Origin of the sequence: Alterinioella nitratireducens, assembly GCF_013155465.1 — a bacterium.
Lineage (GTDB): Bacteria > Pseudomonadota > Alphaproteobacteria > Rhodobacterales > Rhodobacteraceae > Alterinioella > Alterinioella nitratireducens.
In genome coordinates this window covers 1-12,191 of record NZ_JABJVX010000018.1, presented here as the reverse complement: position 1 = coordinate 12,191, position 12,191 = coordinate 1, and the positions used below count along the sequence as shown (strand labels likewise).

The following is a 12,191-nucleotide window of genomic DNA, read 5'->3' as shown; positions in this document are numbered from 1 at the left end:
TGGGACCACTTGTCGGAGGCTTCAATGTCCAACCCCCTTTCCTACGGCCTTCTGGCCGCCCGCGTCCTGATGGCGCTGATCTTCATCGTGGCCGGTTTCGGCAAATTGGGCGATGTCCAGGGTTTCGCCGGTTATCTCGCATCCGGCGGCCTGCCCGCGGTCCTGGCCTGGCCCGCGATCCTCTTCGAGATCCTGGCCGGTCTCGCCCTCCTGATCGGGTTCCAGACCCGCCTGAGCGCGCTGGCCCTGGCCGCGTTCAGCGTCGTGACCGCCGCGCTCTACCATTTCGACCCCGCCAACAGCGCACAGATGACCATGTTCCTGAAGAACGTGGCGATGGCAGGCGGATACATCGCGCTGGCCGTCGCGGGCGCGGGCGCCCTGGCGCTGGATGGCCGCCTGAGACCCGCCACCGCGGCCTGACCTTCCTGCCGAACCGGGCCGAGGCTTTCCAATCGCGTCGGCCCGTTCTATATCCCGCCCATGAGTACACCCATTCATATCATCGGCGGCGGCATGGCCGGGTCCGAGGCCGCCTGGCAGGCCGTTAACCTTGGCGTTCCGGTCGTTATCCACGAAATGCGGCCCAGGGTCGGCACCTTCGCGCATCAGACCGGGCACCTGGCGGAAATGGTCTGCTCCAATTCCTTCCGCTCGGATGATGACGAACAGAACGCCGTGGGCCTGCTGCATTGGGAGATGCGCCAGGCCGGCGGGCTGATCATGTCCATGGCCGACCGCCACCGGCTGCCCGCGGGCGGTGCCCTGGCCGTGGATCGCGAGCCCTTCGCGGCCGACGTCACCGCCCATCTGCGCGCGCATCCGCTGGTCACGGTCAGCGAAGAGGAGGTTACCGCCCTCCCCGAAACCGGCCCCGCCATCATCGCCACCGGCCCGCTGACCTCCGGCCCTCTGGCACAGGCCATCGCCGATGAGGCGGGCCAGGACAGCCTCGCCTTCTTCGACGCCATCGCGCCCATCATCCATGCCGACAGCATCGACATGTCCAAGGCCTGGATGCAGTCGCGCTATGACAAGGGCGAGACCGAGGAGGAGCGCACCGCCTATCTCAACTGCCCGATGGACAAGGCGACCTACGAGGCCTTCATCGACGCGCTGCTGGCCGCCGAGAAAACCGCCTTCAAGGAAGGTGAGACCGCAGGCTATTTCGACGGCTGCCTGCCCATCGAGGTGATGGCGGAACGGGGCCGCGAGACCCTGCGTTTCGGCCCGATGAAGCCCGTGGGCCTCACCAACCCGCATGCGCCGCAAGTGAAACCCTACGCGGTGGTGCAGCTGCGCCGCGACAACAAACTTGGCACGCTGTTCAACATCGTGGGCTTCCAGACCAAGATGAAGTACGGCGCGCAAACCTCTGTTTTCAGGATGATTCCGGGTCTGAAAAATGCCCGCTTTGCCCGCCTCGGCGGCATCCATCGCAACACCTTCATCAACTCTCCGACGCTGCTCGATGACCAGATGCGCCTTCGCTCGCGCCCCCATATCCGCTTCGCGGGCCAGATCACCGGGGTCGAGGGCTATGTCGAATCCGCCGCGATGGGGCTTCTTGCGGGGCGCCTCGCCGCTGCCGAGATCCTCGGCCAGACGCTGCCGCCCGTGCCGCAGGACACCGCCATGGGCGCGCTGATCCATCACATCACCGGCGGGGCCGAGGCCAGGACGTTCCAGCCGATGAACGTGAATTTCGGCCTCTTTCCCCCCATCGACCTCAAGGGCGGGCGCAAGAACCGCAAGGCGCGCTACAAGGGCTATACCGACCGCGCCAAGGCGGCCTGGACCGGCTGGCTGACAGGGGAACCGGCGCTGGCGCTTTGAACTGGACGCCAGCCCGCGCAGGCTGGTAGCGTCCCGCCATGACAGAGAAATTCCTGACGAAATCCTACGGAAAGCGCGGTGAAACGGAAGTGCGGGCGCATTACGACGCCTGGGCCGCCAGCTATGATGCCGAGATCGCCGCGAACGGCTATGCCACGCCCGGACGCTGCGCCGCCGCGCTGGCCCAGACCGGCCTGAAGACAAACGCACCGATCCTCGATCTGGGCTGCGGCACGGGCCTCTCGGGGCTAGCGCTGATGCTCAAGGGCTTCTCGATCATCGACGGCACCGACCTGTCGCCCGGCATGCTGGAGCAGGCCCGCGCCCGTGGCCTCTACCGCCAGCTTTACGAAGGTGAACCCGATGGCGGCCTGCCCCCCGGCCCCTATCAGGCGATCTGCGCCGTCGGCGTGATCAGCCCCGGCGCGGCCCCCGTCTCGATGCTAAAGGCCGCGCTGGCGGCCCTGCCCAGGGGCGGCTACCTGGTGTTTTCCTATAACGACCACGCGCTGGCCGATGACAGCTACACGCAGGGCTTGGCAGAGGTGGTGAATGACGGCACCGCGCGGATGATCTTCGAGGAACACGGCCCCCACCTGCCCGGGATCGACTTGAACGCCACCGTCTACGTCCTTGAAAAAACGTGACATTCACAACACGCTTTGCGCCATCCCCCACCGGCCCCCTGCATCTGGGCCACGCCTATTCCGCGATGCTCGCCCATGACATGGCACGCGGCCAAGGGGGCCGCTTCCTGATGCGCATCGACGATCTGGACCAGTCCCGTGCGCGGGCCGAATGGGAGGATCTGATCCTCGATGACCTGCGCTGGCTCGGCTTGACCTGGGACGGCCCCGTGCGCCGCCAATCCGATCATTTCGACGCCTATCAACGCGCCATCGACAGCCTCGCGCAGGCCACGGGCGCGGTCTATCCCTGCTGCTGCAAGCGCCGCGACATCGAGGCCGCCGCCTCGGCCCCGCAAGAGGGCGTGCCGCGTTTCGGCCCTGATGGCCTGATCTATCCCGGCACCTGCCGCGCCCGCCCCTATGCCGATCGGACGCCGACCGACGCGCTGCGCTACAACCTCGCCGCCACCGTCGGGCCGCCGTCCCGAATGCCCGCCTTCACCGAGACCGGCCCGGCCCATGCCGGGGACCATGAGGTCACGGCCGAGCACCTTCTCACACAGGTCGGCGACCCCATCCTGGCCCGCGCCAACATGGCCGCCTCCTACAATTTCGCCGTGGTCATCGACGACGCCGAGACCGCGATCACCCATGTCATACGCGGCGAGGACCTTTATGAGGCGACCTATCTGCAACGGTTCTTGCAATGGGAACTGGGGCTATCCCCGCCCGTCTACCACCACCACCGCCTGATCCGGGACGCGGCCGGAAAGCGTCTGGCCAAGCGCGACGATGCCCGCGCCATCCGAACCTACCGCGCCGAGGGGGCCACACCCGACGACATCCGCCGCATGGTCGGCCTGCCACCTCAAGGTTAACCCGCCCGCGATTAACCTTAACGCGCGCGCCCCTGCCCCATCTTCTTGGTCCAAATACTCCCGCCGGAGGCTCCCATGCTCACGCCTCGGGCGCCATGATCTCCACCTCATCGCCGTCCCGTACGGCAGTATAGAAACACGACCGCCGCCCGGTATGGCAGGCCGGTCCCGCTTGCCGGACCAGCGCCAGCAGGCAATCGCGGTCGCAATCGACCCGCAGCTCCACCAATTCCTGCACATGGCCCGAGGTCTCGCCCTTGACCCAGAACGCCTGACGAGACCGCGACCAATAGGTCACGCGGCCCGTCTCCAGCGTGCGCGCCACCGCCGCCGCATTCATCCAGGCCAGCATCAACACCTCGCCGGTCTCCGCCTCCTGCGCGATGCAGGGCAGCAATCCGGCCTCGTCATATGTCAAACTTGTGGGGTCGAAACTCATGCCGCGCCTCTCTTTGCATTTCGCCTGCACGTCGCTACCTATAGGCAGTGACCCGAGGGGAAAAGCCATGACGACCGAAACCGACCTGATCAAGCTCTATTCGCAGCGCATCCTGGCGTTGGCCGCCGACATTCCCCTGACCGACCGGCTGGAGGCCCCGCAGGCCAGTATCCGCAAACGCGCGCCGCTTTGTGGCTCGACCGTCACCGTCGATCTGGATCTGGAAGATGGCGTCGTGGCGCGGTTCGGGCAGGATGTGAAAGCCTGCGCGCTTGGCCAGGCCTCCGCCGCGCTGATGGCGCGCAACATCATCGGGCGGACCCGCGCCGAGGTCGAGACCGGGCGCGACCAGTTGCGCGCCATGCTCAAGGAAGGCGCACCGCCCCCCGACGGCCCCTTCGACGGCTACGATGTGCTGGAGCCCGCCCGCGATTACCGCAATCGCCACGCCTCGATCATGCTGGCCTTCGACGCCACCGCCGAGGCCATGGCCGAGGCCGAACAGGCCGCCTGCGCCTGACACCTCCGGACAAAAAAAACCGCCGCACTCCGGGGGGGATCCCGAAGGCGGCGGCAAGGTGTGCGTGTCGGCGTGATCCAAAACCGGGGGCCGATCTGGTCAGGCAATAACCAGGGGCCATCAGGCAGAGGCTCGGGCAAGGGGAAGGTTGGGGACAGACCCTTGCGCGGGTCAAAAGGTTTCGGGCGTGCGACCGCAGGCAGAAATCGAAAGGGTCAGATCAGACCCGGCAGATGCAGCAATCCGACGGTTATGACACCCAGTGCCAACACCCCCGCGAAATCGTAGAGAAGCGTATCGCGGGAGGTCGAAAGGATCTGTTTGATCTGGCTCAGCATGGTGTCCAACTCCTCAACCGTCATCGGCGTGTTAACGCTTTGTTCTCATTTTCGACCGCGTTAATCAAGAACTTTTTGAGAACATTTGAGAACAAAACGCAACCGAACAGTTAACGGCTGATCTAACCTACTGAAATCAAACGGATCGCCTTCTCCTGCTCCATCAGCCAGAGCAGAACGCGCACCGACTGCCCGCGCGCCCCCATCAGATCGGGGTCATGGGCCAGCAGCGCCCGCGCGTCGCGTTGCGCGATCTCCATCAGCCCGGTCTGGCTTTCGAGGTCCGCGACCCGGAACCTTGGCAGCCCCGATTGCGCCGTGCCGATGAGGTCGCCCGCGCCGCGAATGGCCAGGTCTTCCTCGGCGATGCGGAACCCGTCCTCGGTCTCGCGCAGCACCTGCAGGCGCCGCGCCGCCGTCTCGCCCAGGGGCGCGCGATACATGAGAAGACAGGTCGAGGCCGCCTGCCCCCGCCCGACCCGGCCACGCAGCTGGTGCAACTGCGCCAGCCCGAAATTCTCGGCCTGTTCGATCACCATGATCGAGGCATTGGGCACATCGACGCCGACCTCGATCACCGTGGTCGCGACCAGAACCCGCGTGCGTCCGGCGATGAAATCGGCCATCGCCGCGTCCTTCTCGACGGGCGGCATCTGGCCATGAACGAGGCCCACGACCCCTTCACCCAGGCTCGCGCGCAGCGCCTTGAACCGGTCCTCGGCGGCGGTCATGTCGACGGCTTCGCTTTCCTCGACCAGCGGGCAGACCCAATAGGCCTGCCGCCCCTCGGCCACGGCATCCGCCAGATGCTGCACGACCTCGCCCATGCGACCCGAGCTGACCAGCGCGGTCGCAATGGGTTTGCGCCCTGGCGGTTTCTCATCCAGCACCGAGATATCCATGTCGCCATAGGTGGCCAGGCTCAGCGTGCGCGGGATCGGCGTCGCCGTCATCACCAGAACATCCGCGCCCTGCCCTTTCGAGCCGAGCCGCACCCGTTCGCGCACCCCGAACCGGTGCTGTTCATCGACGACCGCAAGGCGCAGATCGGCGAACGCCACGTCATCCTGAAACACCGCATGCGTGCCGACCAGGATCGAGATGTCGCCCGCTTTCAGCGCCTTGAGCTTGGCGCGCCGTTCGCCCCCCTTGTCGCGCCCCGTCAGCATCTCGATCACCACGCCCGCCGCATCAGTCAGCGGTTTCAGGCCGGCGAAATGCTGCGCCGCCAGGATCGAGGTCGGCGCCATCATCACCGCCTGCCCGCCCGCCTCGACCGCGTTCAGCATTGCCATCAGCGCCACCAGCGTCTTGCCCGCGCCGACATCGCCCTGAAGCAGCCGGTTCATCCGCGTTTCCGCCCCCATATCCGCCGTGATCTCGGCAATCGCGCGGGTCTGCGCGCCCGTCGGGCGGTAAGGCAGGCTCTCCAGCACCTTCGCGGCCAGCGCCCCGTCGCCTTTCGAGACGAACCCCTTGGCCCGCCGCACCTTGGCCCGCGCCAGGCCAAGCGTGACCTGATGGGCAAGCAATTCATCATAGGCCAGGCGTTCGCGCGCGGGGTGGGCGCGGGAAAAATCCCGTTCGCTTTCAGGGTGATGCGCGGCCTCCAGCGCCTCAGGCCAGGCCGGCCATTTCTTCGATTTCAGCAGCGGCAGGTCAATCCATTCGCCCAGGTAAGGCGCGCGCGGCAGGGCCGAGGCGACGGCCTTGACGATCCCCTTCTGCGTCACGCCCGATGTCAGCGGATAGACCGGCTCGAATGCCGGGATGCTCTCGGCCTCGACGGGGGGCACGACGTGATCGGGGTGGACCATCTGCGCGATGCCGTCGAAAAGCTCCACCTTGCCCGAGATCACCCGCCGCGCGCCGGTGGGCAGGAGCCGGTCCAGGTAATCGCCGCGCGCGTGAAAGAAGACGAGGTCGAAACTGGTCTCGGCATCGGTGACATGTACGCGATAGGGCCGCCCCTTGAGGGCGGGTTTGCGATGCGGGCCGACGACAACCTCGACCGTCAATGTGGCGGGCAGATCGGCCCCGTTGATCGTCGCGCGCCGGGTCCGGTTGATGCCCCCCACCGGCAGGGTCAGCAGCAGGTCTTTCGGGGTTTCGATTCCCAACCCCTTGTAATTCTTTGACGTTTTCGGGCCGATTCCGTCCAGCCCCTCAAGCTCGGCAAAGAGGGGGAAGAGGATCTCGGGCCGCCCCCGCGCCTCAGCCATCGGAGGGCGCCGCCGCCGGGGCGTCGTTGATCAGCGCCAGCCAGGCGTCCTCGTCAATCGTCTCGACCCCCAATTCTGCCGCCTTTGTCGCCTTCGAGCCCGCCCCCGGCCCCGCGATCAGGATGTCGGTCTTGGCGCTGACCGAGCCCGAGACCTTGGCGCCAAGCGCCTCGGCCCGCGCCTTGGCCTCCTGACGCGTCATCTTTTCCAACGTTCCGGTAAAGACCACGGTCTTGCCCGCGACGGGGCTGTCACTGGCGCGCGCCTCGGGCGGCAACACGGTCAACATGCCCGCAAGCCGGTCGATCGAGGCGCGCTCGGTTTTCTGCTGAAAGCTGGTCACGAGAGCCACCGCAACCGTGGCACCGATGCCGTCGATGCCGGTCAGATCCTCCCAGGCGGCGCGGGCGTCGGCATCCAGCCCCTCCCAGGCCGCGTTGCGCGTGCCGGAAATATCGGCGCGACGCCCCTCGTTGGCCGCTCTTTTTCGTTCCTCCACAATGGCCTCCTCGGCCTTGCGGTGGCACTCGGCGGCGGGGGCTGCACGGTCGATGGCCGCGACCATCGCATCCCAATCGCCGTAATGGCGCGCCAGATCGGTCGAGGCGACCTCGCCCACATGACGCAATCCGAGGGCAAATATCAGCCGGTGCAGCGGGATTTGGCGCTTGTCCTCGATGGCGGCAAAGAGGTTCTCGGCCGATTTCTCGCCCCACCCCTCGCGGTTCTTCAACTGCTGCATCCCGCTGCCATAGCGGTCCTTCAGCGTGAAGATGTCGCCGGGCTCCCTGATCCAGCCATCGAGATAGAACTGTTCCACCTGTTTCGCGCCGAGCCCCTCGATGTCGAAGGCGGCACGCGAGACGAAATGTTTCAGCTTCTCAACGGCTTGCGCGGGACAGATCAACCCGCCCGAGCAGCGGCGCACGGCGTCCCCTTCCTCGCGCACGGCATCGGATCCGCATTCCGGGCAGGTCTCGGGGAAGGCGAAGGGCGCGGCCCCCTCGGGCCGTTTCGAGATATCCACATCCGCGATCTTCGGGATCACGTCGCCGGCGCGGTAGACCTGCACCCAGTCGCCCTCGCGAATATCCTTGCCGTCCCGAATCTGTGCGCCCGCGCTATCGCGGCCCGCGATGTAATCCTCGTTATGCAGGGTCGCGTTGGACACGACGACGCCACCCACGGTCACAGGCGTCAGCCGCGCAACAGGGCTCAGCGCGCCGGTGCGCCCGACCTGAATGTCGATCGCCTCCAGCCGGGTCCAGGCCAGCTCGGCGGGGAACTTATGCGCAATCGCCCATCGCGGCGTGGTCGATCGCAACCCGAGCCGCCCTTGCAGGGCCAGATCGTCGACCTTGTAGACCACCCCGTCGATATCGTAACCCAGACCGGCGCGTTTCTGTTCGATATCCGTGTAATGCGCCAACATCTCATCGGTCGAATTGCAGAGCTTTGTCAGAGGGTTGACCTGAAAGCCAAGCGCGCCCAACCGTTCGATCGCGCGCATCTGCGTGTCGGCCAGAGGGGCGGAGACCTGCCCCCAGGCATAGGCGAAAAAGCGCAAGGGCCGCGCGCGGGTGATCTCGGCATCGAGCTGCCGCAAGGAGCCGGCGGCGGCGTTGCGCGGGTTGGCGAATGTCTTGCCGCCCGCCTCGGCCTGGCGCGCGTTCAGCGCCGCGAAATCGGCATGGCTCATATAGACCTCGCCGCGCACTTCCAGGATGTCGGGCGCGCCGGTCAGGGTTTCGGGAATATCGTCGATGGTGCGGGCATTGGCGGTGACATTCTCGCCCACCGTCCCGTCGCCCCGCGTCGCGGCCTGCACCAGCTTGCCGCCCTCATAGCGCAGCGACAGCGACAGCCCGTCGATCTTGGGTTCCGCCGTGAAGGCCAGCGGGGCGTCGGTGAGGCCAAGGAACTTGCGTACGGAGCGGGTGAACTCCGCCACGTCCGCATCCGTGAAGGCATTGCCGAGCGACAGCATCCGTTCGGCATGGGAGATCTTGGAAAACGCCCCCGAGGGGGCCGCGCCCACCTGGTCCGAGGGGCTGTCGGCGCGCTTGAGATGCGGAAACGCGGCCTCGATCTCGGCGTTTTCGCGTTTGAGCGCATCATACTCGGCATCCGTGATCTCGGGCGCATCGTCGCGGTGATAGGCTGCATTGGCGGCCGCCAGCATCTCGGCCAGCTCCGCCAGCCGCGCGCGTGCCGCCTCCTCGCTCATCCCTGCCCGATCCTCTGCCATGCGCGCCCTTTCCCCGACATGATTTGCGGTCCCCCATCAGTGATAGGAGGCCACGGGAAAGAGGTCCAGCCGACGATTGCGTCAGGCGCTGGCGGCGAGATCCGCAGTGCCCAGTTCGGGCGAGGGATCGCGCAGCACGTAACCGCGGCCCCAGATGGTCTCGATATGATTGTCGCCGCCGGTCGCCTCAGAGAGCTTCTTGCGCAGCTTGCAGATGAAGACGTCGATGATCTTCAATTCCGGCTCATCCATGCCGCCATAAAGGTGATTGAGGAACATTTCCTTGGTGAGCGTCGTGCCCTTGCGCAGCGAGAGCAGTTCCAGCATCTGGTATTCCTTGCCGGTCAGATGCACCGGGCTGCCTTCGACATCGACGGTCTTGGCGTCCAGGTTGACGTTGATCCGGCCGGTGCGGATGATGGATTGCGAATGGCCCTTGGACCGGCGAATGATGGCGTGGATGCGCGCCACCAATTCATCGCGGTGGAAGGGTTTGGTCAGGTAATCATCGGCCCCGAAGCCGAAGCCCTTGATCTTGTTTTCCGTGTCGTCGGCCCCCGACAGGATCAGGATCGGCGTGTCGATGCGCGCAAGCCGCAATTGGCGCAGCACGTCATGGCCGTTCATGTCGGGCAGGTTGAGATCGAGAAGGATGAGGTCATAATCATAGAGCTTGGCAAGGTCGATGCCCTCTTCGCCCAGATCTGTCGAATAGACATTCAGATTGGCATGGCTCAGCATCATTTCGATACTTTTCGACGTGGTCGGGTCGTCTTCTACAAGCAAGACACGCATCTGATTCTCTCCGATTCTTTCCCAGCTAACTCGACCTTCGCCCGAAATCGTCAATGGCAAGTTATCTTTTTAGACAGTCTGGCGACAAATTCACGGCGATCAACACTAAAATTCGATTCAATCCCGGAACTGTTGCACGGCGGTGGCCTTGAGCGCCCCTTCGCCATGCTGGCTGACGGCCCGTGACCAGGCGTCCAATTCCTCCGCCGAGAGGCCGTAGGTCGCGCACGCCTCCTCATGGTCGATCAGCCCGAATTCGACCGCGCGCACGATGGCGGCCTTGCGGCTGGCGACCCATCGGTTCGTTGTCGGGCTCGGCAGATCGGCGCGGGTCATTTCACTGCCATCGGGAAGGGTCACCGAATAGGGGCCCTTGACACGTCTGATATACATCGCACCTCGCTTCTCACCGTTTTGCGAGGCCACCATTGACCGGAACTGTTTAACAGCCGGTAACCACCACCCTTGTCGATGCGGGGCATTTTCCTATATTGCGCCGCAAACACCCCCGGAAAGTTGCTCATGCCCCTCGACGCCCCCCTCAATTCGCTTGGATTCGCCAAGGCCCCCGCCGACACACGCGTGGTGGTGGCGATGTCGGGCGGCGTCGACAGCTCGGTCGTGGCCGCGCAACTGGCCGAGGAGGGCTATGACGTCGTCGGCGTGACGTTGCAACTTTACGACCACGGCGCGGCCCTGGCCAAGAAGGGCGCCTGCTGCGCCGGGCTGGATATTCATGATGCCCGCCGGGTGGCCGAAGAGATGGGGTTTCCCCATTATGTCCTTGATTACGAAAACATCTTCAAGGATGCGGTGATCGACGAATTTGCCGATAGCTATCTGGCGGGCGCGACGCCCGTGCCCTGCATTCGCTGCAATGAGCGGGTCAAATTCAAGGATCTTCTGGAAACCGCGAAAGACCTCGACGCCGATTGCATGGCGACGGGGCATTACATCCAGCGCAAGATGGGGCCGCAGAAGGCCGAGCTTCATTCCGCCACCGACGCCACCCGCGATCAGAGCTATTTCCTCTTCTCCACCACGCAGGAGCAGCTGGATTTCCTGCGCTTTCCCCTGGGCCATCTGGCCTCGAAATCCGAGACCCGCGCGCTGGCGGCGAAATACGGGCTTCCCGTCGCGGACAAGCCCGACAGCCAGGATATCTGTTTCGTGCCGGACGGGAACTATGCCAGCGTGATCGAGAAACTGCGCCCCGGTGCCGCCGATCCCGGCGAGATCGTGGATATGGAAGGCAACATCCTCGGCACCCATCGCGGGGTGATTCACTATACGATCGGCCAGCGCCGCGGCCTCGGCATCGGCGGTCGCGCCGACCCGCTTTATGTCGTCAAGCTGGAGCCCGATACACGGCGCGTCGTGGTCGGCCCGAAAGAGGCGCTCTCGACCGCGATTGTCCCGATTCGCGAGATCAACTGGCTCGGGGATGAGGACATGACATCGCGCGCGGACTGGCATCTGAAGGTCAAGATCCGCTCCACCCGCCCGCCGCGCGACGCGATTTTGCGCCCTCTCTCCGCGACAGAGGCGCAGGTCGAGCTCCTCACCCCCGAGGAAGGCGTCAGCCCCGGCCAGGCCTGCGTGTTCTACGCCCCCGAAGGCAGTCGCGTGCTTGGCGGTGGCTGGATCTGGCGGGGCTACTAACTGCCGCCCCCCATCAGGAAGCTGCGAAAGCGCAGCTGCTGATGGGTCGCCAGTTGATCGACCCAGATCGCGTCCAGCCGCATATTGGCCGTCACCGGCCCGCCCCGCGCCTCGATCCGGTAGCCGCCGGGGCCGAAGACGCGCACCCGGGCGCCCGCGTTCGGGTCGGGCTGCACCTCCACCGCCCCGAACCCCTCCAAGGCGGCCAGCACCTCGGCCCGCGTCAGCGGCGCGACCCGTCGCGCATCATCCCAGGTCAGCGCGCAGGCAAGCCGGGCGACGGCCCCCACCGGCCAGTTCTCGTCTTCGCCCGGTTCGATCTGAAGGAGGTTTCGACCAGTTACACGATTGGCACCAAGGCCGGATCGAGGGGGCAGCGGGGGGAGCTGCTGGTGGGGGATCTTCTCACTTCCGGCTAACAACAAGCTACCTTCTCCGCTGCAACTCGGGCAATTTGCTTCCTGGAACATCGGCACTTATGAGTTCCACAGTACGATTCGATCCGTGAGTTGATCATCAATGCGCTACTTGACCCGCGAAGAACTCCTGAAGCGAGATGGACCTGTCACGCTTTCGTGCCGCCCCAGGTGCTCGTTTAAGCCACTTTCCGTTCGAAGGCGACCG

Annotated in this window: 13 protein-coding genes; 6 read left to right on the top strand and 7 right to left on the bottom strand. The window is 65.4% G+C overall.

What is annotated here, in order from left to right; all coding sequences use genetic code 11:
- Window positions 1-24: 24 nt before the first annotated feature.
- From HNS34_RS18335 to gluQRS, 4 genes are read left to right on the top strand one after another with little or no spacing between them, the layout of a single operon-like run.
- A complete protein-coding gene (locus HNS34_RS18335; protein WP_172321550.1) occupies window positions 25-423 on the top strand; it encodes a DoxX family protein in 399 nt (132 codons plus the stop codon).
- 60 nt (window positions 424-483) lie between these two features.
- Window positions 484-1,836: a methylenetetrahydrofolate--tRNA-(uracil(54)-C(5))-methyltransferase (FADH(2)-oxidizing) TrmFO gene (gene trmFO / locus HNS34_RS18330; RefSeq protein WP_172321549.1), complete on the top strand. Its 1,353-nt coding sequence runs from the start codon at window positions 484-486 to the stop codon at window positions 1,834-1,836.
- A gap of 38 nt (window positions 1,837-1,874) precedes the next feature.
- Complete coding sequence (locus HNS34_RS18325; RefSeq protein ID WP_172321548.1) at window positions 1,875-2,483, top strand: class I SAM-dependent DNA methyltransferase; 609 nt, start codon at window positions 1,875-1,877, stop codon at window positions 2,481-2,483.
- Window positions 2,480-3,343 carry a tRNA glutamyl-Q(34) synthetase GluQRS gene (gluQRS, locus tag HNS34_RS18320; protein WP_172321547.1) on the top strand — a complete coding sequence of 288 codons (864 nt, stop codon included), beginning with the start codon at window positions 2,480-2,482 and terminating at the stop codon, window positions 3,341-3,343. Before HNS34_RS18325 ends, gluQRS begins: the two co-directional genes overlap by 4 nt.
- 79 nt (window positions 3,344-3,422) lie before the next feature.
- On the opposite strand, the gene hisI is transcribed toward gluQRS, so the two are convergent.
- Entirely contained in the window at window positions 3,423-3,782 is a 360-nt protein-coding gene (gene hisI / locus HNS34_RS18315; RefSeq protein WP_172321546.1) for a phosphoribosyl-AMP cyclohydrolase, read from the bottom strand.
- 67 nt (window positions 3,783-3,849) lie between these two features.
- Here hisI and HNS34_RS18310 point away from each other — a divergent pair, with 67 nt between their 5' ends.
- Window positions 3,850-4,302, top strand: a complete 453-nt coding sequence (locus HNS34_RS18310; protein ID WP_172321545.1) for an iron-sulfur cluster assembly scaffold protein — start codon at window positions 3,850-3,852, stop codon at window positions 4,300-4,302.
- 215 nt (window positions 4,303-4,517) lie between these two features.
- On the opposite strand, the gene HNS34_RS20955 is transcribed toward HNS34_RS18310, so the two are convergent.
- The 5 genes from HNS34_RS20955 to sciP all read right to left on the bottom strand — a co-directional run bounded on the left by HNS34_RS20955 (window position 4,518) and on the right by sciP (window position 10,298).
- Window positions 4,518-4,640, bottom strand: a complete 123-nt coding sequence (locus HNS34_RS20955) for a hypothetical protein (protein ID WP_268879115.1) — start codon at window positions 4,638-4,640, stop codon at window positions 4,518-4,520.
- Window positions 4,641-4,762: 122 nt separating this feature from the next.
- The gene (recG, locus tag HNS34_RS18305; RefSeq protein ID WP_172321544.1) at window positions 4,763-6,862 is read right to left on the bottom strand and encodes an ATP-dependent DNA helicase RecG; all 2,100 of its coding nucleotides are present in this window, start codon (window positions 6,860-6,862) and stop codon (window positions 4,763-4,765) included.
- Window positions 6,855-9,110, bottom strand: a complete 2,256-nt coding sequence (gene ligA, locus HNS34_RS18300) for an NAD-dependent DNA ligase LigA (protein ID WP_235952804.1) — start codon at window positions 9,108-9,110, stop codon at window positions 6,855-6,857. The genes recG and ligA overlap by 8 nt, the downstream gene beginning before the upstream one ends.
- Before the next feature lie 81 nt (window positions 9,111-9,191).
- Window positions 9,192-9,905 (bottom strand): response regulator transcription factor CtrA, encoded by a 714-nt coding sequence (ctrA, locus tag HNS34_RS18295; RefSeq protein WP_172321543.1) that lies wholly within the window; start codon window positions 9,903-9,905, stop codon window positions 9,192-9,194.
- A 117-nt stretch (window positions 9,906-10,022) separates the two neighbouring features.
- A complete protein-coding gene (sciP, locus tag HNS34_RS18290) occupies window positions 10,023-10,298 on the bottom strand; it encodes a CtrA inhibitor SciP (protein ID WP_172321542.1) in 276 nt (91 codons plus the stop codon).
- Window positions 10,299-10,427: 129 nt separating this feature from the next.
- Here sciP and mnmA point away from each other — a divergent pair, with 129 nt between their 5' ends.
- Window positions 10,428-11,567, top strand: coding sequence for a tRNA 2-thiouridine(34) synthase MnmA (mnmA, locus tag HNS34_RS18285; RefSeq protein ID WP_172321541.1), 1,140 nt, complete (start codon window positions 10,428-10,430; stop codon window positions 11,565-11,567).
- On the opposite strand, the gene HNS34_RS18280 is transcribed toward mnmA, so the two are convergent.
- A complete protein-coding gene (locus HNS34_RS18280) occupies window positions 11,564-11,857 on the bottom strand; it encodes a hypothetical protein (protein WP_172321540.1) in 294 nt (97 codons plus the stop codon). The genes mnmA and HNS34_RS18280 overlap by 4 nt on opposite strands.
- Window positions 11,858-12,191: the final 334 nt, after the last annotated feature.